The 22,395-nt window shown below is 45.4% G+C and carries 22 protein-coding genes; 4 read left to right on the top strand and 18 right to left on the bottom strand.

The window, feature by feature from the left end; genetic code table 11:
* Nucleotides 1-3: 3 nt before the first annotated feature.
* A complete protein-coding gene (gene hflD / locus N646_RS00870; RefSeq protein WP_005378194.1) occupies nucleotides 4-621 on the top strand; it encodes a high frequency lysogenization protein HflD in 618 nt (205 codons plus the stop codon).
* Nucleotides 622-774: 153 nt separating this feature from the next.
* Nucleotides 775-2,145, top strand: a complete 1,371-nt coding sequence (gene purB, locus N646_RS00865) for an adenylosuccinate lyase (protein WP_005378198.1) — start codon at nucleotides 775-777, stop codon at nucleotides 2,143-2,145.
* A 133-nt stretch (nucleotides 2,146-2,278) separates the two neighbouring features.
* Here the strand turns inward: purB and N646_RS00860 are convergent, their stop codons facing one another.
* From N646_RS00860 to htpX, 9 genes are all read right to left on the bottom strand, one after another.
* Entirely contained in the window at nucleotides 2,279-2,812 is a 534-nt protein-coding gene (locus tag N646_RS00860) for a DUF3833 domain-containing protein (protein ID WP_017821713.1), read from the bottom strand.
* A complete protein-coding gene (locus tag N646_RS00855; RefSeq protein WP_017821712.1) occupies nucleotides 2,812-3,405 on the bottom strand; it encodes a chalcone isomerase family protein in 594 nt (197 codons plus the stop codon). The genes N646_RS00860 and N646_RS00855 overlap by 1 nt, the downstream gene beginning before the upstream one ends.
* On the bottom strand, nucleotides 3,365-3,877 hold the full coding sequence (locus N646_RS00850) for a DUF2878 domain-containing protein (RefSeq protein ID WP_017821711.1): 513 nt from the start codon (nucleotides 3,875-3,877) through the stop codon (nucleotides 3,365-3,367). Before N646_RS00850 ends, N646_RS00855 begins: the two co-directional genes overlap by 41 nt.
* Before the next feature lie 6 nt (nucleotides 3,878-3,883).
* Nucleotides 3,884-5,140: an SAM-dependent methyltransferase gene (locus N646_RS00845; RefSeq protein ID WP_017821710.1), complete on the bottom strand. Its 1,257-nt coding sequence runs from the start codon at nucleotides 5,138-5,140 to the stop codon at nucleotides 3,884-3,886.
* Complete coding sequence (locus tag N646_RS00840; RefSeq protein ID WP_021033822.1) at nucleotides 5,134-5,952, bottom strand: DUF1365 domain-containing protein; 819 nt, start codon at nucleotides 5,950-5,952, stop codon at nucleotides 5,134-5,136. The genes N646_RS00845 and N646_RS00840 overlap by 7 nt, the downstream gene beginning before the upstream one ends.
* A 1-nt stretch (nucleotide 5,953) precedes the next feature.
* Nucleotides 5,954-7,264: an NAD(P)/FAD-dependent oxidoreductase gene (locus tag N646_RS00835; protein ID WP_017821708.1), complete on the bottom strand. Its 1,311-nt coding sequence runs from the start codon at nucleotides 7,262-7,264 to the stop codon at nucleotides 5,954-5,956.
* 12 nt (nucleotides 7,265-7,276) lie between these two features.
* A complete protein-coding gene (locus tag N646_RS00830; RefSeq protein WP_005378209.1) occupies nucleotides 7,277-8,002 on the bottom strand; it encodes an SDR family oxidoreductase in 726 nt (241 codons plus the stop codon).
* Nucleotides 7,999-8,418, bottom strand: coding sequence for a nuclear transport factor 2 family protein (locus N646_RS00825; protein ID WP_017821707.1), 420 nt, complete (start codon nucleotides 8,416-8,418; stop codon nucleotides 7,999-8,001). Before N646_RS00825 ends, N646_RS00830 begins: the two co-directional genes overlap by 4 nt.
* Nucleotides 8,419-8,628: 210 nt before the next feature.
* Complete coding sequence (gene htpX / locus N646_RS00820; RefSeq protein ID WP_005388085.1) at nucleotides 8,629-9,498, bottom strand: protease HtpX; 870 nt, start codon at nucleotides 9,496-9,498, stop codon at nucleotides 8,629-8,631.
* Between the two features lie 509 nt (nucleotides 9,499-10,007).
* Between htpX and N646_RS24740 the strand changes: the two genes are divergently transcribed.
* The gene (locus N646_RS24740; protein WP_005378215.1) at nucleotides 10,008-10,175 is read left to right on the top strand and encodes a hypothetical protein; all 168 of its coding nucleotides are present in this window, start codon (nucleotides 10,008-10,010) and stop codon (nucleotides 10,173-10,175) included.
* Nucleotides 10,176-10,257: 82 nt separating this feature from the next.
* Here N646_RS24740 and bioD read toward each other — a convergent pair whose 3' ends face one another.
* From bioD to bioB, 4 genes are read right to left on the bottom strand one after another with little or no spacing between them, the layout of a single operon-like run.
* Nucleotides 10,258-10,944 (bottom strand): dethiobiotin synthase, encoded by a 687-nt coding sequence (gene bioD, locus N646_RS00815; protein WP_005388086.1) that lies wholly within the window; start codon nucleotides 10,942-10,944, stop codon nucleotides 10,258-10,260.
* The gene (bioC, locus tag N646_RS00810; protein ID WP_005388087.1) at nucleotides 10,941-11,762 is read right to left on the bottom strand and encodes a malonyl-ACP O-methyltransferase BioC; all 822 of its coding nucleotides are present in this window, start codon (nucleotides 11,760-11,762) and stop codon (nucleotides 10,941-10,943) included. The genes bioD and bioC overlap by 4 nt, the downstream gene beginning before the upstream one ends.
* Nucleotides 11,762-12,913, bottom strand: a complete 1,152-nt coding sequence (bioF, locus tag N646_RS00805) for an 8-amino-7-oxononanoate synthase (RefSeq protein WP_017821706.1) — start codon at nucleotides 12,911-12,913, stop codon at nucleotides 11,762-11,764. The genes bioC and bioF overlap by 1 nt, the downstream gene beginning before the upstream one ends.
* The gene (gene bioB / locus N646_RS00800) at nucleotides 12,900-13,952 is read right to left on the bottom strand and encodes a biotin synthase BioB (RefSeq protein ID WP_005378222.1); all 1,053 of its coding nucleotides are present in this window, start codon (nucleotides 13,950-13,952) and stop codon (nucleotides 12,900-12,902) included. Before bioB ends, bioF begins: the two co-directional genes overlap by 14 nt.
* Nucleotides 13,953-14,082: 130 nt before the next feature.
* Here bioB and bioA point away from each other — a divergent pair, with 130 nt between their 5' ends.
* Nucleotides 14,083-15,363 carry an adenosylmethionine--8-amino-7-oxononanoate transaminase gene (bioA, locus tag N646_RS00795; RefSeq protein ID WP_017821705.1) on the top strand — a complete coding sequence of 427 codons (1,281 nt, stop codon included), beginning with the start codon at nucleotides 14,083-14,085 and terminating at the stop codon, nucleotides 15,361-15,363.
* Nucleotides 15,364-15,432: 69 nt separating this feature from the next.
* Here bioA and N646_RS00790 read toward each other — a convergent pair whose 3' ends face one another.
* The 5 genes from N646_RS00790 to N646_RS00770 all read right to left on the bottom strand — a co-directional run bounded on the left by N646_RS00790 (nucleotide 15,433) and on the right by N646_RS00770 (nucleotide 22,385).
* On the bottom strand, nucleotides 15,433-15,687 hold the full coding sequence (locus N646_RS00790; protein ID WP_017821704.1) for a DksA/TraR family C4-type zinc finger protein: 255 nt from the start codon (nucleotides 15,685-15,687) through the stop codon (nucleotides 15,433-15,435).
* A gap of 207 nt (nucleotides 15,688-15,894) precedes the next feature.
* Nucleotides 15,895-17,202, bottom strand: a complete 1,308-nt coding sequence (gene serS / locus N646_RS00785) for a serine--tRNA ligase (RefSeq protein WP_017821703.1) — start codon at nucleotides 17,200-17,202, stop codon at nucleotides 15,895-15,897.
* A gap of 91 nt (nucleotides 17,203-17,293) precedes the next feature.
* Nucleotides 17,294-18,649, bottom strand: a complete 1,356-nt coding sequence (locus tag N646_RS00780; RefSeq protein ID WP_017821702.1) for a replication-associated recombination protein A — start codon at nucleotides 18,647-18,649, stop codon at nucleotides 17,294-17,296.
* Nucleotides 18,650-19,276, bottom strand: a complete 627-nt coding sequence (gene lolA / locus N646_RS00775; RefSeq protein WP_005388103.1) for an outer membrane lipoprotein chaperone LolA — start codon at nucleotides 19,274-19,276, stop codon at nucleotides 18,650-18,652.
* Between the two features lie 61 nt (nucleotides 19,277-19,337).
* Nucleotides 19,338-22,385: a DNA translocase FtsK gene (locus N646_RS00770; RefSeq protein ID WP_017821701.1), complete on the bottom strand. Its 3,048-nt coding sequence runs from the start codon at nucleotides 22,383-22,385 to the stop codon at nucleotides 19,338-19,340.
* Between the last annotated feature and the right edge of the window lie 10 nt (nucleotides 22,386-22,395).

The following is a 22,395-nucleotide window of genomic DNA, read 5'->3' as shown; positions in this document are numbered from 1 at the left end:
TACGTGGCGAATACACTTTATGACCGTACTATCGCTTTCGCTGGGATTTGCCAAGCTGTTGCTTTAGTTCAACAGGTAGCGAGAAACGGACATTGTGATCAAGATGCTTTTGAAACATCAATCAACGCTATTTTGAGCACTAACCCTGCTAACACAGTTGGCGTATTCGGTCGCGAAGCCGATCTAAAGCTCGGCCTAGAATGCTTGGTTAAAGGGATTGATAGCACACCATCAGGCAGTGAAATTACTCGTTACATTATTAGTTTAATGGCGTTAGAACGTAAGTTAAGCTCTCGAAACGATGCTATGTCTCAGCTTGGTGATCGTATTCAAATGGCCAAGCGTCAGTCAGAGCACTTTGAGCTACTAGACGATCAAATGATCAGCAATTTAGCGAGCATCTATCTGGATGTCGTTAGCCCTATTGGCCCACGCATTCAAGTAACGGGCACGCCATCTGTACTGCAGCAGACGGCAAGCCAACACAAAGTTCGTGCGCTGTTGTTATCTGGCATTCGTAGTGCAGTTCTTTGGCGTCAAGTTGGTGGTAAGCGTCGCCACCTAATCTTCGGGCGCAAGAAGATGGTAGAGCAAGCACAAATCCTTCTTGCTCGTCTGTAGTAAAATATCAAATAAGCAGCTCGCGTTTATCGCGAGCTCATTTTTTTCGACTAAAACAAATCTCGCGCAAACGTTTGCGCAATATTCGTGACAATTGCCACAGTTATTGGTATAAAGCTCACGAAATTTAGAAACTCAATTCAGGAGAACATCATGGAACTGTCAGCATTGACTGCTGTTTCACCAGTAGACGGCCGTTACGGAAGCAAGACAATTGCGTTACGCGAAATTTTCAGTGAATACGGTCTACTAAAGTACCGTACTATCGTTGAAATCCGCTGGCTACAAAAGCTTGCTGCTACTGCTGAAATTGCAGAAGTGCCAGCGTTTAGCGCAGAAGCAAACCAATTCCTAGACGACCTTGCTGCAAACTTCTCTGAAGAAGATGCACGCCGTATCAAAGAGATCGAGCGTACAACTAACCACGACGTAAAAGCGGTTGAGTACTTCCTAAAAGAGAAAGTAGCAGACGTTCCTGAACTGCACGCAGTAAACGAGTTCTTCCACTTCGCATGTACTTCTGAAGACATCAACAACACATCACACGCTCTAATGCTTAAAGAAGCGCGTGAGAACGTGATTCTTCCAGAAATCCGTAACCTAATCGACGCTATCAAAGCACTAGCAGTGGAATACCGCGACATTCCTCTTCTATCTCGTACACACGGTCAGCCTGCTTCTCCATCTACTATGGGTAAAGAAATGGCAAACGTGGCGTACCGTATGGAGCGTCAATTCAAGCAAATCGAAAACGTTGAGATCCTAGCGAAAATCAACGGTGCAGTAGGTAACTACAATGCACACCTTTCTGCTTACCCAGAGCTAGATTGGCACAAGTTCTCTGAAGAGTTCATCACAGAGTCTCTAGGCGTAACTTGGAACCCTTACACAACTCAAATCGAACCGCACGATTACATCGCTGAGCTGTTCGACGCTATCGCTCGTTTCAACACTATCCTGATTGACTTCGACCGTGACGTTTGGGGTTACATTGCACTAGGCCACTTCAAGCAAAAAACTATTGCTGGTGAGATCGGTTCTTCAACAATGCCTCACAAAGTTAACCCAATCGACTTTGAAAACTCAGAAGGTAACCTAGGTCTTGCGAACGCTGTATTCGGCCACCTAGCACAGAAACTGCCTATCTCTCGTTGGCAACGTGACCTAACTGACTCAACGGTTCTACGTAACCTTGGTGTTGGTGTTGGCTACGCTATCATCGCTTACACTTCGACACTTAAAGGCATCAGCAAGCTAGAAGTAAACCGTGAAGCGCTTCTTGCTGAACTAGACAAGAACTGGGAAGTACTAGCTGAGCCAGTACAAACCGTTATGCGTCGTTACGGCATCGAGAAGCCATACGAGAAGCTGAAAGAGCTAACTCGTGGTAAGCGTGTAGACGGCGAAGCAATGCGTAACTTCATCGACGGTCTTGAGCTTCCTGAGCACGAGAAAGCACGTCTGAAAGAGATGACACCAGCGAACTATATCGGTCAAGCAATCGAGCTGACAGATAAGCTGTAATACTCCTGTAACGACCAGATACTTAAAAGGTTGACGCGAAAGCGTCAACCTTTTTTAGTTAGGAGAGTTAGGTCGGGAGAAAATAATTTTAGTTATATGGAATGGATTATTAATTGAAGATCAGCCCCATTTGTTATGGCAGCTTTTGGAAGAACAAGGTTATTGTTCCTACTTCCACACCAAACTTTTTTATTTTCGTTAGATTGAAAACGTGTCTGTCATCCTGACGATAAAGCCAATCATCAAAAGCAACCGTCACTGATGAATCCTCCATTTGTAGCTCAAAGTCATATTGCCACTGTAGCGCATTGCCCTGCTCTTCCCCTGTTGCCACACCTATAATATCGTCTGCCTTACCTTCATAACGACCGTCTTCTAATCTAGTGATAACCCAAATTCGCTGGTCCACCTCTCCGTCATCAAACACGAAGTCTTCCACCAGCGTCAGCGTATCACCCGCTACAGTACCCACTATATCGACTTCAAAGCGACGCGTTTGCTGTCCGGTATAATCTTGCACCATCCCCCACGCCTTTATGTCGCCTTCGAAATAACCGAATACGTCAAAAGTCGGTTTAGAAGAGCGGTAATTATCAATGTCTGCGGAACATGCCGAAAGAAAAACAGCTGCCACTAAAGTCGCTGATTTAAAAATTCGTTTAAACACTATCTAACCTGCCCTATCAATTGTTTTCGGAGTTTCGGAAATTCTGTGTTGGGTGATAACCATATAGCCAAAAATGCATCGTTCATTCGTTCGTCTTCAATGATGCCAACGTTCTTTACTTGCACGTCCCCAACCTGCTTATAAAAAAGCTGACCAGATTTTCCATCTGTTAGATAAGTAAGCTCGTCACCTTTTTGAATATCAGGAAACATACGATCGAGCTCGCTGATCCAAGCTTTTCGATATGAGTCCGTAAAACCCAATTTCGCCCACTGCTCATCCGTCACATCAAGCAGCTGTTGCTTACTGATGTCTCTCTTGTAATTAATTTCCAACGCAAGGGGATGTGGCGATACGTCATCGCTTACGATGAACTTTCCATCAGGCGCTTTTAATCTTGAGTGATAAATATCGAAGATGAACCAAGTAAGTTGGGCTTCTCCAACAGTTTTCCATCCCTTCCAATTCGCAATGTTGCTAGCAGCTTCGCTGTTTCCAACAGGTTGAGCTTGCAGAGCAAAAGAGCCAGTTACTATTACCAACGCAAGCAGCCTAGTCAGTCTCTGAGTTAAGTCTCTCTTCAAGCTTTTCATTTCCGTACACCTTGAGTATCAAGAGCATCATGACGCACCATTCGACAAACAACATTGCCAGTGTAGCGCCAGTGCTAAATCCAAATTCAACGGCTTGGAGCTTATAGCCAGCAAAGTAGCTCGCTGTTCCTCCGAGTCCGCCTACTATTGATACGTAGGTTTTTGGGAAACGGTACAAAATTGACTTGAGTTGATAGGCATACCAGGCGAACAGAATCCAAAGGCACAAAAGCCAAAGGGGTAACCATTGAGTGGCAAACATGAAAATTGAAAATTGCTGATTTAATGTATCAAGCACGAGACCAATCGTGGCGATAACACCAATACTGTTGAGCGAAGATGCGTCAGTTTTCAAACAATATAGTAGGGTTGCCAAAGTAAGGAATAACGTCACCCATTGCCATTGATAGGTTCCAAGCACCGCTGCAAACCAGCAGAGTTGGAACCATGTCGAAGCAAGAAACACCTTCATAACGAACTACGGGCGTTGAAACGTCATGTGAACGGCACTGATCGTGCGAGCCAAAAAGCCACCTTCACAGTAGCTCAAATAGTAGCGCCACATACGCACAAAGCGGTCGTCGTAGCCAAACGAGCGCACTTCATTCTCTGCTCGATTAAAACGTAAGTGCCATTCGTTCAGCGTCTTGGCGTAGTCCAAACCAATATCGAACAAGTCTCGCGTCACTAAGTCACTGTACTTTGTTGTTGCTTGGGTTAGTGAGGTTACCGACGGTAAAAAACCACCCGGGAAAATGTACTTTTGGATAAAGTCGACGTTGTTACTGTAGTAATCGTAACGCTGATCGGCAATCGTAATCGCTTGAATCGCCATCAAGCCACCAGACTTCAATAAAGACTCACAGACCTTAATGTACGAAGGCAGGAATTGTTTGCCCACAGCTTCAATCATTTCAATAGAAACGAGCTTGTCATAAGTGCCGGTTAAGTTACGGTAATCTTCTTTGAGTAGTGTGATTTTATCTTCTAAGCCACGCTCTTTGATTTTTTGCTCCGCGTACGCGTGTTGCTCTTCAGATATCGTTGTTGTAGTGACCTGACAGCCGTATTGTTCGGCCATGTAAATCGCCATAGCGCCCCACCCAGTGCCAATTTCAACAACATGATCAGTGGGCTTCAGCTCAAGTTGCTGACATAGACGATCCATTTTGTTGATTTGAGCCTGCTCTAGAGAGTCGTCCGCATGATTGTAAAGCGCCGACGAGTACAGCATATTGGTGTCAAGGAACGCTTCGTATAGGTTGTTACCCAAGTCGTAATGCGCATGGATATTTTTACGTGAGTTCTCTTCAGAGTTTCTGTTTGACCAATGACTGAACTTGTACAGTATTTTAGTCAACCAACTGCCTTGCTCTTCGAGTTTATCTAGAGCACGCATGTTAAGGGCCATCAGTTTCATTAATGAGGTTAAATCGGGGCTATCCCACCACCCATCCATATAAGCCTCACCAGCAGCAATACTGCCGCCCTGCAAGATCCGTGAATAAAAGCCTGGATGTTTTACCTCTATAGTAGCGACAACAGGTTGACCACTGTACTCCCCATTTGGCGCACTAAAACGCTCGCTTCGCTCTGTCGTTTCCGTCTTAAAACTTTCAATAACTGTTAAGCAGCCGATTTCCATTTTTTGCAGACATTGAAAAATAACTCCGCGAGCCGCTTTTTGCGTTGTCGTCAATTTACGCGGCAATGTCATAGAACTAGTATTTAACATGCAGAATTCTCCTTGTGCTTTTTATTTTTTTTGTCTGTTTTTTCAATATCGGCTTCTATTTCTTCATGCGTTGAATATTTAGGATGAGAATAAAAAGGTGCGCCTTTCACCCAAAGTTTTAATGCGTGCCAATAAATACCAACCATTACTTTTACCGTTTGTATTGGTGTAACGATCAAACACCTCAATAAGGTTTTGCTTGAAAGTGGCTTAGCTTTCATAACCATGGTGGCATCAAAGTGTTTCTCTCCTTTGTGACATTCAAGATGAATATTCAACTTGTCTGTCAAAGGCTTAATTCTCCAGCGGTAGAGTTGGTCAATCGGGTTGAATGGTGAAACATGGAATGCTTTATCTTGTTCCCAACCAAACTTTTCTTCTTCTTTATCTGCTGACACCACGTAGTAATGTCGTTCATTCCAAGGAGTGTTACTCACCTCTGCGAGGAGATACTTCCATTCTCCTTCCGTGTTATAAACGTAGTAGAAATTAACGGGACTGAAATAAAGTCCTAGATAACGCAAGTGACAGACTGCGATTACCTTGCCGGTACAGCGAACACCTGTCAGTTCTTCAATTTTGCTGTGCACTGCCGCCTTGACGCTACCTTCACCAATGTAATCACTGCGCTTGAAGCGAGCCCAATGCCACCAACGCGAACCAAAACCCCATACTTTTTTCTCTAAAGCATCGATCTCGTCTACATCAATGGCGGGCATAAATAAAGAGTAGTTCAACTCATGATTCACCGGCGTGAATCGACGGTGACGAACGTTGCCTATAAACAATCGGCTGTTCATTTGGCTATCCATATCACGCTGCGCCTTTTTCGAAAGGAACCACATTTTGTTCGCGGTACTTTTCTTCTAGTTCTTTCACAACATCAAGCGCGCTACGCACGCCATCTTCATGAAAACCGTTGTACCAATAAGCGCCGCAGAACCAGGTACTTTGTTTGCCCTGTATCTCATCTTTGCGCTGCTGCGCTGCAATAGACTCAGTGGTGAATACTGGATGATAATAAGTGAACGAACGCAAGACTTTATTTGAGTTAATTTGCTCAGTACTGTTCAACGTTACACAAAACGTATGTTCTGATTGAATATGCTGAAGAATGTTCATGTTATAAGTGAGCGAAGGGAGGCGTTGCTGTTCCTCTTCACTGCCTTCCAATAGGTAGTTCCATGATGCCCATGCTGCCTTACGTTTTGGTAATACGGCAGAGTCGGTATGAAGAACAACTTCATTTGCTTGGTATGTCATATCCCCCAAGATTTCCTGCTCAATTGGGCTGATATCCTCTAGCATTCTCATTGCTTGATCACTGTGACAAGCAAAGATAACGTCATCAAACCAATGCGTTTCTCCGCGAACTTGAACGCCAACCCCTTTTTCGTTGCGAACCACTTTTTCGACAGGACTATTAAGACGAATATTCTCGGCAAAGCCTTTGGTCAATGGTGGAATGTATGAACGTGAACCACCTTTAATCACATACCATTGCGGTCGGTTAGTCACATCTAGCAGACCGTGGTTGAGGAAGAAACGTAAGAAGAACATAAGAGGGAATGCGCGCATGTCAGCTAAAGTCGACGACCAAATCGCAGCACCCATCGGTAAAATGTAGTTATCGGTAAAGAAAGCACTGAATTTGTGTTCGTCAAGGAACTCACCTAACGTCTGAGAGTGCGAGGATTGCTCGCTAGCGAAGCGCTTGGCAAGTTTATTGAAACGAAGTATCTCGAAGATAAATCGATAAAATTTGGGGTTTGCCCAGTTGCGTTTTTGAGCAAACAATGTCGACACTGTGTGGCCGTTGTACTCTAGTCCGTTCCCATCGTTTCTGACACTGAAGCTCATTTGAGTAGGCAGACCTTCAACGCCAATCTCGCTCATCATTTTAATGAAATTAGGGTACGTACGGTCGTTATAGACGATGAACCCAGTATCTATCGCGTATTCTTTACCATCAAGGCTCACATCAACGGTTGCAGTATGGCCACCGATGTAATCGTTCGCTTCAAACAGCGTTACATCATGTTCTTTATGCAAGTAATAACCACAAGTAAGGCCAGAGATTCCCGTTCCCACAATCGCTATCTTCTTTCTTCCTGCTGTTTTCATTTTTATTCCTTCTTATGATACGAGTTTAGCAGTTAGGCGAGCTTGCCAACTGTATGGAAGTAACGAGATAAAACGTAAAATACTGGTAAATCTCGCTGGGAAATAGATATAGGTCTTGTTGGCGGCTAACTGCTTCCTGATAGAGTCCGACGCTTGCTGAGTAGAAATGATCATTGGCATTTCGAAGTCGTTTTTGTCAGTCAACGGCGTTTCAACAAAACCAGGAAACACCGTTACCACATTGATCCCTTTCTTTTTCAAGTCGACGGCGAGCGTGCGTGCAAAATAACTGACTGCCGCTTTGGATGCGCCGTAAGCTTCAGCACGAGGCAGTGCCACTTCTGATGCGATAGAGCCAACAATAACAATGCGGTGCCCTCTCTCTAAATGCACTTGGCAGCCTTCAACGCAGTTGGCAACACCGACAACATTTACGTTCATCACACGCGCCATGAGTTTCGCGTCGACCACTCCCTCATCCATGTACTCACAATCGCCTGCGTTAAAAACCCATGTGTTTGGCGTAAAGGGCAAATTAGAGAGCGCCTGCTGAGTTTCCTCATAATTTGTCACATCAAACTGCAATGTATGAATTTTGGAGGAAACTGCCTCCAGTTCTGCAAGAACATCTTGATTCCGACCACAAGCAATCACATTCCATTCTGAGTTCGCGTAATCTAGGGCAAGCTGTCTTCCTATTCCGGAGGTGGCGCCTGTGATTAAGATGGTGTTGTTCATTGTCCTAACCTCTGCTTGATGGTTTTAACGACTGAACCAAGTAACGGTAAATGCTCATAGAGCATCTCTCCGAGATCAAAATAGTCTCGGTGATAAATGACCTGACCTTCGCTAAATTTGAGGTGCGAAACACCATTGACGAGAATAGGCGCACCCTTCTGAAGTTTGGGATGCTGAAGGTCCATTGTCCAAGTTAGGAAGCCTGTATCTCCGACTTGTTGATGCTCATGGATTACAAAATCACAACTGATGACGTTGGCATATAATGAGGTGAAATAATTCGAAAGTGCTGGCCATCCTTCTAAACGATGCGCTGCGTCCTCAAATACTACATCTTGGTGATATATATCCTTAAGCAGATGTAAGTTCGCTTTGTTGAGCTTTTGATAGATATTGCCAACAGACTGTATGTCCATTTTTTACTCCTACACGCCCATTAAGTTGTACAAAATTATTATATGTACAAGATAGTTCATTCCACCAAAGTTGTACAAAAATAATTTTGTATAACTTTATTTCTGTAAGTAGTACGTGATGAAGTTCGCACGCGATCAATCGGCGAAAAAAAAAGGCTTGGTCAAAACCAAGCCTTTTCAGCAGATTAACAATTATTTAAGTAGGAACAATTAGTATTGCTGGCCTCGCAACGCTGCAATACGTTTATCTAGCGGAGGGTGGCTCATTAGTAGCTCAGTCAGCGACTGCTTGCCGTTGATACCAAATGCCATCATGGTGCCATCCAGTTGAGATTCATGACTCACCTTCAAACGCTCTAGAGCCGCAATCATTTTTTCTTTGCCAACGAGGCGCGCTGCACCTGCGTCCGCGTGGAATTCGCGATGACGGCTGTACCACATAGTCAAGAAGCTAGCTAGGAAACCAAATACCAGTTCAAGCACCATGGATACGCCAAAGTAAACCATCATATTTGTACCTTGGCCTTCTTCATCATCGTTCGACGCCACGATATTGGCAATAAAGCGTGATAGGAAGATAACAAACGTGTTCACGACACCTTGCATCAACGTCATCGTGACCATATCACCATTTGCAATATGGCTCACTTCGTGTGCAAGTACTGCCTCTGCCTCATCACGAGTCATATTGTGTAAAAGACCAGTAGAAACTGCGACAAGAGAGTCATCTCGTTTTGCACCTGTCGCAAATGCATTGATATCTGGTGAATCATAAATAGCCACCGTTGGCATACCAATACCCACTTGTTGAGCTTGACGACCCACAGTTTCGACTAACCAATGCTCCGTTTCGTTGCGCGGGCTTTCAATGACCATACCACCAACCGAGCGTAGCGCCATACCCTTTGACATCATCAACGAAATAAATGCGCCACCAAAACCAAATACAGCAGCCATTACAAGTAAACCTGACAGACTGCCTGGTTGCATTCCAGTTACAGCGTAAACAATATTCAGAACAACACTAAGCACTAGCACGACAGCTAGGTTAGTTGCTAGGAATAACATAATTCGCTTCATTACTTTTCTCCGAGGAAGCTTATCGTTTTTTTAAAACGGATTGTTATAAGGAACAAATGGTAATCGCTATAAAAGCCAATTCCGTTGATTTTCATGTTCCGTGCGTTATAGATATAGTCTATCCGCGATAAAAACAAGGTTAAGCAATAAATTGCAACATTTGTTTTCGGGACTGAAATATTTGATTCAAGCGATTTCAAAACATGCTTTGGTAGGAGCTGGAACCTCCGTTCATATACATTTATCAAAATGATAAAATAAGCTCTGAGCTACCCATCATCTATTGATAGATGATCTTGGTGTTAAATCTATCACCTCTTAGCAACTTAGCTAGAAATTTTTTAATAGACCAAAAACAGTACGTTAGCTCTGCTATAGACTTTGGTCTTATTGTGCGGCTACATGGACATGCTAAATTCGAATGAGATGAACAAAACAGAGCCACTCTAAGTACATTGCAAAAAGTGCATTGGGTGAGCTCAAAAACTCCATGTATTGAGGGAAAAACCATGGTAGAAACTAACGACTATCAAATGGCTATTGATTTACTACGTTGTCACCTAGGCATCTCAGAGGACGAGGCAAAGCAACAACTTGGTATTTCAACCGATCATCATATGTCTCAGCGTGTTGCAGAAACACAACAAGCATTGATGGGGCTCAGCCAAGATAAGTAATCTGACTTTTTAGGTTACACCAACAAGAAAGGGCTGCATTGCGCAGCCCTTTGGGTTTTTTAGTCTTTTATCCTAAACACCATTAGTCAGTGTTTAGCAACGGCTCTACATTAATGTACTTGCCTAGCTCTTTGCGTTTAGCACTTGGAATATATGGAATTTCCCCAAGCTTAGGTGCATCGATACGTGCTTCTAGCATCTCGATAATGTCAGCGTAGTGCTCTGTGCCTGGGTTGACGCGGTTTGCCACCCAGCCAACAAGATTCAAACCATCCGCTTTAATACTCTCCGCTGTGAGTAAAGCGTGGCTCAAACAGCCTAATTTAATGCCAACCACCAGTACAACAGGTAACTGCTCTTCTTTTACCCATGTAGATAAACAGTCCGTATCGGATACTGGCACACGCCAGCCTCCAGCACCTTCAACGAGAACAACATCGGCTTGCTGCTTATGTTGAGCCAGTTTTTGACTCAGAACATCGTAACTTATTTCGACATGTTCATGCTTCGCTGCAATGTGGGGAGAAGCAGGCAACTCTAAAGCGTATGGGTTCACATCATCATAGGCCACATCGAGTGTTGCGACGTCTTGTAAGTGTAAAGCATCAGAGTTGCGCCATCCCGCTTCAGTCTTGTCACTCCCTGCTGCCACTGGCTTATAACCAATAGTGTTTAGTCCTTTTGCTGCGATCGCTTGCAAAATGGCTTTAGACGCTACCGTCTTTCCAACATCAGTATCCGTACCAGCAATAAAAAAAGCATCAATCATAGATGTATTACTCCAAAACAAACCTGATAACTTGCAGGTAGAAGACCTTGATCGTTTTTAAACGCTTGGTACGCATGCTCAACTTTTAACAAAGTCTCGCGACTAGTTAAACCGTGTGAGCGCCCGCTTACGTGATTTGCACCTATACCTTTGAGGTCACGCATAACTGAAAATGCAGAGTCGTACCAAACTGTGATGGTGGTCAAGTCTAGTTGATGGCTGTCACATCGAGATTGCGCTAACGCAATTTTTACCTGATTGAGCGTTAGAAAGTTATTGACGTGTTGATATGCATCAATTTTTTCCCATGATGCACGCAGCTCATACAGTGATCCATCAACCAGTGTAGAGAACCACGCTTTCCCACCATTTTTTAGCACGCGGCGCACTTCTTTTAGTGGGTAACTTAAATCTGTACACCATTGCAGCGCTAAACTTGAAAACACGTAATCGAAGCTATCATCGTCAAATGGTAAGTTTTCAGCATCAGCAACTTGGTAATGCATTCGTACTGCACCACAACGCTGCTCTGCTTTATCTAACATGGCTTGAGAGATATCGCCGCAGACTACTTCCGCACCGCGTTGTTGAAGTAGTTGGGAGAAATAACCCGTGCCACAACCTAAATCCAATACACGTTTTCCCGTCAAGTTTTCAGGAAGTTTATCAAGCAGCTGATGCCCGACATCACGTTGAAAAGCCGCATGTTTATCGTATGTTTCTGCTGCTTTACCAAACGAAGAGGCAATCGCGTCTTTATCTTGATGGAAACTCTCTAACGCGAGCGTTTGCGCTAATGCGGTAGTTGCATTATCCATTACAGCGCTCCTAATGCTTGCTTCAATGCGATTGAAAGCGTTTTAACTTGTTCATTAGTGTGATTGGCAGTGAGTGTGATTCGAAGACGAGACGTTCCTTTAGGCACCGTCGGAGGGCGAATAGCAGTCACCCAAATACCGTTTTGGCGACAAGCACCTGCTACTCGCAAAGCCAATTCAGATTCACCAATCAAAAAGGGCTTAATCGAAGTTTGAGTCTCAACAAACCCCTCAAGGTCGCTAAGGCTATCTCGATACACTTCACTAAGCTCAGAGAGCTTTTCACGTCGCCAAGACTGCTCTTGAACCATAGAAACCGCATGCGTGAGCGCGTAGGCTTGTGCCGGAGGCATCGCTGTGGAATACACATGGTGACGAGCAAACTGAGTCAAAAAGTCTCCCGTTGCGTGGTCACATAAAATAGCCGCGCCAGACATACCAAACGCTTTGCCGAAAGTAACGATCAGTATCTCGGGTTTAACCGTTGCCAACTCGCAAGAACCACCACCGGATTGACCAAGAACGCCAATACCATGAGCGTCATCGACAGCAAACCAAGCATCATGACTACGAGTGACTTCAGCTATATCGCTAAGCGGCGCACAGTCGCCGTCCATGCTGAATACCCCTTCAGTCACAACTAGATGGTTGTCTTCGCTATTAATCAGCGACTTTAGGTGCTCGATGTCATTGTGTTTGAAGCGCTTCATCTTAGCTGGTGACAACGCCCCCGCTTCCATCAGTGAGGCATGGTTCAAACGGTCTTGGATCAATACGTCTGATTTTTCCAACAAGGTGAACAACAAGGCTTGATTAGCACTGAATCCAGAACCAAACAGAATTGCTCTGTCGTAACCCAACCATTCGGTCAGTGCGGCTTCTAAATTGCTGTGCGCGGCACTAAAGCCAGTCACCATCGGTGATGCTCCACTGCCACTACCATATACGCTTAAACCTTGCTGCCAAGCCCGAACAAGCGCTTGGTCATTAGCCAATCCCAAATAATCATTACTTGAGAAATTAATGTAGCGTCTACCTTCGTGTTCCAAAACGGACTGGTTACCGGCAAACACCACATTCATAGAACGATTCAACCCTTGCGTTTTACGCTCAGCAAGGGCGGACTCGATACGAGATTTAAACGCTGGCATCGTAGAAAAGGTCGTCTTTTGTCGGACGGGCAGCAACGCGCTCTACGACGCGATCGAGTAACTCGTTTTCTTCGATTTCATCAGGCTTTTGAGACACCTCTTGGCTGTTAATACCGAGCTTATTGAACAGCATCATGTCCTTATCTTCAGAAGGATTTGGAGTCGTCAGAAGTTTGCAGCCATAGAAGACTGAGTTTGCACCCGCCATAAAACACAGCGCTTGCATTTGTTCGTTCATGTTTTCACGGCCAGCCGATAGACGAACCGCTGATTGAGGCATCATGATGCGCGCAATCGCAATCAAGCGAATGAAATCGAATGGCTCAACATCGTCCACCTCTTCCAGTGGTGTGCCTTTCACCTTCACGAGCATGTTGATTGGCACACTTTCAGGATGCACTGGCAAGTTAGCTAATTCAACCAACAAACCTGCTCGGTCGTTAGCACTTTCACCCATACCGATGATGCCACCGGAACAGATCTTCATGCCAGCATCACGAACATGAGACAAAGTATCTAAACGGTCTTGATAAGTACGTGTGGTAATGATGTTGCCGTAAAATTCAGGAGACGTATCTAGGTTGTGGTTGTAGTAATCCAAACCTGCGGTTGCCAGTTGTTTTGCTTGATCTGGTGTCAACATGCCTAATGTCATACACGTTTCTAAACCCATGCCCTTCACGCCTTTGATCATGTCGGTCAAATGCGGCATGTCACGCTCTTTTGGATTTTTCCATGCTGCGCCCATACAGAATCGAGTAGAACCAGCATTTTTGGCTTTTTGCGCAGCATCGAGTACGCGTTCTACTTCCATCAGACGCTCTTTCTCGATGTCTGTGGTGTAACGAGCACTCTGAGGACAGTACTTACAATCTTCTGGACAAGCACCTGTCTTAATCGACAGAAGCGTGCTTACTTGAACATGGTTGGTTTGTTGATATTGACGATGTACAAGCTGCGCTTCGAATAGGAGATCCATGAATGGTTTTTCCATGAGATCGCGCACTTCAGCATGCGTCCAGTTATGACGAACTTCCACGTGTATTCCTTTAGTCACTTTTGTTGTTGTGTTGACAGTCTACTGAGTCTCGATAAACTGTCAACACAACGCAAAAGATCAAAGTTTACACCTGTCTGTTTTTTAGCCTCAATTATTATTGGAATCGCACATGGATCTCGCCTTCGACCGCCAGCATATCTGGCATCCTTACACTTCGACATTGACACCTCTGACCTGCTACCCAGTGGCATCGGCAAATGGTGTTCATATTAAATTGGAAGACGGTACTGAGCTGGTCGATGGCATGTCTTCTTGGTGGTCGACGATCCACGGCTACAACCATCCGCATTTAAATCAAGCCGCTCACCAGCAAATCGATCAGGTCTCTCACGTGATGTTTGGCGGGATTACCCACCAGCCAGCAATCAGTTTGTGTAAGAAGCTATTGTCCCTTGCACCAAATAACCTTGAACATGTATTCCTTGCCGATTCAGGCTCCGTTGCCGTAGAAGTCAGCTTAAAAATGGCACTGCAATATTGGCATGCAAAAGGCGAACGCCGACCGAAGTTTCTTACTTTGCGACACGGTTATCACGGCGACACCTTTGCAGCTATGTCGGTTACCGATCCTGATAACTCAATGCACTCTCTTTACAAAGGCTTTTTGCCTGAGCATATCTTTGCGGAGTCAGCAACTTGTGGTTATTGGGATGAATGGAAGCCAGAGGACCTTACCGACTTCGAGCACAAGATTGAAACGCACCATGAAGAACTTGCTGCGGTGATCCTAGAACCTATTGTTCAAGGCGCAGGCGGCATGCGCATCTACCATCCAGAATTTCTCAAAGGCGTGCGTAGGCTTTGCGACAAATACGGCTTGTTATTGATTGCAGATGAGATCGCTACCGGATTTGGTCGTACCGGTAAGTTGTTTGCCTGCGAACATGCAGACATTCAACCAGACATTCTGTGTGTCGGGAAAGCACTCACTGGCGGCTACATGACCCTCTCTGCGACCCTGGCGAGCAAACACGTAGCAGACACCGTTTGTGGTGGTGATGCAGGCTGTTTTATGCACGGTCCAACCTTTATGGGGAATCCACTCGCCTGTGCTGTTGCCACCGCAAGTTTGGAATTGATTGAGCAAGGTAATTGGCAGCAACAAACCCAACAAATTGAAACGCTGTTTTCTGAGTTACTACCAAAACTTGAAGAATACGAGTTGGTGAAAAACACCCGTTGGCTAGGTGCCATTGGCGTAGTGGAGACGCATCGCCCTGTGAATATGGAAACCATCCAAGCCTTGTTTGTTGAACACGGAGTTTGGATTCGTCCATTTGGCAAACTGATTTATATGATGCCGCCGTTCATCAGCAAGCCGGAAGATATTGAGAAGCTAGTTAACGCGATTGATGCGGCGTTGCAACGTAAAGACTGCTTCGCTTCATAGTCCAATTCAATACGAAAACGGTTTGAGTATGAGACTCAAACCGTCTCATTATTTATTAGAACAGTAAAGTTATCGGAGTTGACTGTCTTTACTCGCTCGTCGATTGAACAATGCTTGGCGTTGAGACACCAATTCGATTGTTGACTGACATTCGATACACAAACGAACGCCTTTCATAGCAAAACGACGTGCTTCTGGGATCTCATCACCACACTCATCGCAATAATGGGCGCTTTCACCCCTTGTGATACTGCCACGAACACGGGAAATCTCGTCGTCTATTGTGTTTTGAATTTGTTGGCTGACGCTATCGTCATTTGCCACCCTACGGCCATAAGCCCTCCTCGTTACTTGAATGAGAAAATCTACTTACCGTGGTAAGGTGGATGATTATATCGATTACAAATAACAAGATAATTAGGGTAAATTCGAAAACACTATTGCAGCTTAGTAATAATCAATTTTCACTCGACGCAGATAACAAAAAACCCAGCACTAAGGCTGGGTTTTGGTGTTCTAGTGGTTAATGAATTAACCGATGTGCGTTGCGCCCGCCATGTACTTCTGAAGTACTGTAGGGATTGCAATGCGGCCGTCTGCTTCTTGGTTGTTTTCTAGGATAGCAACCATTGTACGACCTACAGCAAGACCAGAACCGTTTAGCGTGTGTACAAGCTCAGGTTTCTTCTCGCCTTTACGACGGAAACGTGCTTGCATACGACGAGCTTGGAAATCCCACATGTTAGAACATGAAGAAATTTCACGGTAAGTTTCTTGAGCAGGAACCCAAACTTCTAGGTCGTAAGTCTTACGAGCGCCGAAGCCCATGTCACCTGTACATAGAACCACTTTACGGTAAGGAAGCTCTAGAAGTTGTAGAACTTTCTCAGCGTGACCTGTTAGCTCTTCTAGTGCGTTCATTGAATCTTCTGGCTTAGTGATTTGTACTAGCTCAACTTTGTCGAACTGGTGCATACGAATCAAACCACGAGTATCACGACCGTAAGAACCTGCTTCTGAACGGAAACATGGCGTGTGAGCTGTCATCTTAATTGGTAGATCCGCTTCGTCAGAAATCGTGTCACGAACTAGGTTCGTTACAGGTACTTCTGCAGTAGGGATTAGAGACAGTTTACGTGGCTCTTCGTCGTTTACTTTTTCTACTAGCGGCTCAGTGTGGAAAAGATCTTTACCAAACTTAGGAAGCTGACCAGTACCGAATAGGCTGTCAGAGTTTACTAGGTAAGGTACGTACATTTCTGTGTAGCCGTGCTCTTCAGTGTGAAGATCCAGCATGAACTGAGCGATTGCACGGTGTAGACGAGCAAATTGGCCTTTCATCACGATGAAACGTGCGCCAGTGATCTTAACTGCACTTGCGAAGTCTAGACCGTCGCCCATTTCGCCTAGGTCAACGTGATCTTTCAGTTCGAAGTCGTAAGACTTTGGCTCACCCCAACGAGAGATTTCAACGTTGTCGTTTTCATCTTTGCCATCTGGCACTTCATCTGCTGGGATGTTTGGTACAGAAAGCGTGAATTCGTCTAGTTGAGCCATTACTTGCTCAAGTTCAACTTTCTTCGCATCAAGATCGCTACCTAGCGTACCGATTTGTTTCTTGATCTCTTCTGCGCCTTCTTTGTCGCCAGCCGCCATTTTTTGGCCGATTTGCTTGGAGATGGAGTTACGCGTGGATTGTAAATTTTCTACTTCTACTTGAATGGACTTACGTTGTTCTTCAAGTTTACGAATAGTATCTACGTCTAGCTTAAAGCCACGACGCGCCAGTTTAGTAGCTGTTTCATCCAGCTCTGTACGAAGTAATTTAGAATCCAGCATTGTTAATCCTATGCTTTTTGTTGTGAAATCACGCGCACTTTCCAAGCGTACGCGTTAAAAAAATTTACTAAACAAATGTATCCAAAAACGCCTACTTTTCATAGCGCTTTTGTGGGCTATTTGCGTCTAAAGTAGCCAAGTAATCTAACTTTTCGCCGATTTTGGTCTCCAGACCACGATTTGTCGGCTGATAGTACCTACGATCGCCCATTTCAGGCGGCAAATATTGCTCACCTGCTGCGTAAGCACCAGGCTCATCGTGAGCATAACGATACTCAGCCCCATAACCCATGTCTTTCATCAAACTGGTTGGCGCATTTCGAAGGTGATGCGGCACTTCATATTCAGGTAAGTTATGAGCGTCCGCTAGCGCTTGTTTCCACGCCACGTAAACAGCATTACTTTTTGGCGCACATGCTAAGTACACGATCGCCTGTGCAATCGCACGTTCACCTTCTGCTGGGCCAACGCGTGTAAAACAGTCCCACGCGGAGAGTGCCACTTGCATGGCTCTAGGGTCCGCATTGCCGACATCTTCTGATGCTATCGCAAGTAATCGACGGGCAATATAAAGAGGATCACAACCCGCAGCAATCATACGTGCAGCCCAGTAAAGCGCCGCATCTGGGTTAGAGCCACGAATGGATTTGTGGACCGCAGAGATTAAGTCATACCAGATATCACCTTTGTTATCGAAGCGAGAGACTTTCTCCCCTGCCACTTCAGCCAGCAACTTAAGCGTGATCTCTTTTTCACCTTGCGCATTGTCTTCTGCCATGTCGTAGAGCAGCTCAAGATAATTGAGAGACATGCGAGCATCACCGTTTACCAGTTCTGCTAGGCGGTCTAATACGTTATCAGCGAAGTGTGCGGGTGTATTGCCCAAGCCACGCTCTTTGTCACTGATCGCTTGATTCAGCGCCAGTGAGATTTCATCTTTATCGAGAGACGTTAGCTTGTAGACACGTGCACGTGACAGCAATGCGTTGTTTAACTCAAACGACGGGTTTTCTGTCGTCGCACCAATAAAGGTAACCGTGCCATCTTCGATATGCGGTAAAAACGCGTCTTGTTGAGATTTGTTGAAGCGATGCACCTCATCCACAAATAAGATGGTGCGGCGACCCGCCATTTTGTTCTCACGTGCTTTCTCGATTGCAGCACGGATTTCTTTCACACCAGACGTTACGGCAGACACACGCTCTACTTCAGCATTGGCGTAGTTTGCAGCCACTTCCGCTAATGTCGTTTTGCCTGTGCCTGGTGGTCCCCAAAGGATCATAGAGTGAATGTGACCCGCCTCTAGCGCACGGCGCAGTGGCTTACCAGGGCCTAAAATGTGCTGCTGTCCAATATATTGCTCGATCGTTTCCGGTCTCATACGAGCAGCAAGGGGACGAAAATCTTCGTCCCCCGAGAAATCTAATGTGTAATTACTCACTACCAATTAATTCCTTTGGTCATCCACTTCCACACCTTTTGGAATTGTGAATGTGAATCTGTCTGCTTTTGGTTTACCCAGCTTCACGTTGTTAAAGGTGAACAAACCTTTTTGGCCGTCTTGCTCAACCACATTGAAGCCTTTCACCACACCTTTGGCATCAATATTAATCTGGAATTGACCTTGTGTGGAGTCTACTGCAGTAGGAATGAGAGTGAACTGGTCACCTTTTTGAGATATTTTGTAGTTATTCCAATCACTTGCTCGGTTACGCGTTAGCAAAACAAATGGCGTTTGCTCTGTTGCTTGCTCTTGCCAGTAGATGCTCACTTGCTCGATGAATGGGCTGTAGTACCACAATGTCTTACCGTCAGAGACCAATAGGTTCTCATCAGGGAATGTTGTACTCCAACGGAACAGGCTTGGGCGGGCAATTTCAACCGTACCTTCTCCTTCCATCACCGTTTCGCCTTCAGGGCTAATAACCTGCTGAGAGAAATCTGCACTAAAGCCATCATTCATAGAAAGGCGTTTGTTTAATTCATCTTTAGGAGACGCTGCGTGTGCAGTAGAGAAGAGGGAAAAGCTTAAAACAAGCGCGGAGAAAAGTTTCGCTGAAAATAGTTTTTTCATTCAGATACCTATTATTAGAACCACTCACCTCAGTTGGACTGAGGTGAGTAACACAAGTTCATTAATCTTTTGGTGGCGCAGGTGCCAGTACTTCACGGTTACCGTTATGACCCGGAGCACTTACGATGCCCTGCGCCTCAAGCTGCTCTACAATACGGGCGGCACGGTTGTAACCTATCTTAAATCGGCGCTGAACACCGGAAACCGAACCTCGACGTGATTGAACCACGTGCTCAACAACTTGATCGAAGAGCGGGTCTACATCTTCATCCGCTTCCATTTGCTCACCTGGCAATAGACTTTCTGGAGTTTGATCTCCACTGATGATCTCTTCAATGTAGTTAGGTTTACCACGCGCTTTCCAGTTGTTTACAACAGCATGAACATCATCATCTGATGCAAATGCACCGTGAACACGAGTTGTATGACTTGACCCCGGCGGTAGATACAACATATCACCCATACCAAGTAGTGATTCTGCGCCGCCTTGATCTAGGATTGTACGAGAGTCCGTTTTAGTCGATACCGTAAACGCAACACGAGTTGGAATGTTCGCTTTAATTAGACCGGTAATAACATCAACCGATGGACGCTGAGTCGCAAGAATTAAGTGAATACCTGCCGCACGCGCTTTTTGCGCCAAGCGAGCAATTAGTTCTTCAACTTTCTTACCGACCACCATCATTAGGTCAGCAAATTCGTCAACAACAACGACGATGTAAGGCAGCTTTTCTAGCAATGGCGGTTCAGTATCCATGCTGTCGCCTTCTTGCCAGAACGGGTCATGGATTGGGTGGCCCGCTTCTGCTGCCATCTTCAGTTTTTCGTTGAAGCCCTTCACATTACGTACACCTAATGCCGACATCAATTTGTAACGACGTTCCATCTCGCCCACACACCAACGTAGAGCATTTGATGCGTCTTTCATATCAGTCACAACTTCAGAAAGAAGATGAGGGATACCTTCATAAATAGAAAGCTCTAGCATTTTCGGGTCAATCATGATGAAGCGTACATCTTCTGGGCCTGCTTTATACAGCATGCTCAAAATCATCACGTTCACACCTACCGACTTACCAGAACCTGTTGTACCTGCTACTAGCACGTGTGGCATCTTCGCAAGATCTGCCACCACAGCTTCGCCCGCAATGTCTTGACCTAACACAACCGTTGTTGGTGACGTTGCTTGCTCAAACTGAGGGCTACTGATGACATCAGATAAATAGACCGTCTGACGACTCATGTTTGGCAGTTCCAAACCGATGTAAGGCTTGCCAGGGATTACTTCCACAACACGTACCGCCATCGCAGACAATGCACGCGCTAAGTCAGTTGAAAGACCAGAAATACGACTTACTTTCACCCCCGGCGCCAAATCAAGCTCAAAACGAGTGATCACTGGACCAGGATAAATACCAACCACATCGGCTTTGATTTTGTAGTCAGCGAGTTTGCTCTCTACCAATCGAGCGACCTGCTCTAGCGCATCACGGTCGATAAAGTTTTCACGTTTTTCTGGATGATAAAGCAACTCGAGCGTTGGGAGTGGCTCTTCCGGAACTGGCAAGTTTTCTTCTTTCTGTACCAAAAATGGGTTCTGTGTTGCAGCGACTTTGGCTTGCGCATTGGAAACCATATCTTGGAATGCGGTAACGTCTTGGTCGTTGTCTTGGATCTCTTCTACTTCCACTTTTTGAGGTGCAGGTTCAAATGTTGTTGAAGGTGTTGCTGCTTGCTGATGAGGCGTTGTTGGCTGTACTTGCTGTGCAGGCTGAGACTCCACTTCGTCTTCATCATCTAACACATCAAAGTCAGAGATCGTAGGCTCAATATGTTGGCTCGACTCTGTTTGAGCCGTGATGCTATCTAATACAGCAGAATCAATTGCAGGCTCTTCATGTACAGGATGCTCTATACTTGGCTGCTGTACTTGCTCTGCTTCAAATTGTTCGTACTCCGCATAATCTGGTTCAACACTGATCGGTTCTTCTGTAGCTGTATGTGGCTCTACATAGGAAGAGTAAGTGTTTGCAAATGATGGGGCTGCCTGTTCTTCAGTTCCCCAGTCATCTGCTTGTTGCGCCGCTGCTTCAAGCTCTTCTATCGTAACATTCAGTTGCTTGGTGCGTTCCAAGAGCGGATCAACGTTATCCGTGTTAACCGTATGGATAGGTTGTATTTGAGGCTCAGGTTCAGAATAAACTGGCGCAGCATTAACCGTAGCCTTGCGTTGTGGTGGCGTCGGTTCTACCATCGCCTGTTCCGCAGGCTTATCAGGTTTAGCTTGCGGCATATAAATAGGATACTCATGCGCTGGCGCCGGCTCTTTCGGTTCATCGACATCGTACGCCGTTAAATGAGGAAGCGGCTCATCATCAATTTCATGGTCTACATTATGTTTAGGCGTAGAGACTTTATCTTCTACAAACTCATCAAGCTGAGGTTCTAAAACTTCCTGCTCTGAACCTCTTGCCTTATTTGCAAGCGCGGCAATTAGCGCTAACGCACGATCACCAAGCCATTCCACGATGTTAAGCCATGAGATGCCAGTGAAGAGCGTAAAGCCCGCTCCCCACAAGAACAGCAGTACCAATGTGGTACCGAGTACATTCAATGTAGGTAAAGCGAGGCTAGACAACACATCCCCGACCACACCTCCGGATGAAAAATACCAAATGTCATCAAAATTAATATCGGCAAGACCGCAACTGGTCATAATAAGGACGACAAGACCGAGCAGCCTTGTACCCCATAGCATGAAATCAATTGGCTCATCTTCTCCTCGTTTACGGCAAATCACCCATGCAGCCGCCGCTAGCAAGAAAGGGATTGGGTAAGCGAGAGAGCCAAATGTGAAGAATAGAGTATCGGCTAGCCAAGCGCCGAAAAGGCCACCAGCATTATCGATATCCCCTCCCCATGCGGTTTGGGACCAAGAAGGATCGGCCGGACTGAAGGTAAATAGTGCAACCGCAAGCAATACCGAGCTAAGAACGCCAACGATAAAGCAGCACTCTTTTAAGCGTTGGAAGCCATTTAAGCGTGAAGACTGGGGCTCTTCACTGGTTTTGATAATGGTTTCGACTTTCTTTGCGTTCTCTTTGAACATAAATCAACTT

This window comes from Vibrio alginolyticus NBRC 15630 = ATCC 17749, assembly GCF_000354175.2.
Classification (GTDB): Bacteria; Pseudomonadota; Gammaproteobacteria; order Enterobacterales; family Vibrionaceae; genus Vibrio; species Vibrio alginolyticus.
The sequence above is the reverse complement of the archived record's forward strand: the minus strand, read 5'-3'. Positions and strand labels throughout refer to the sequence as shown.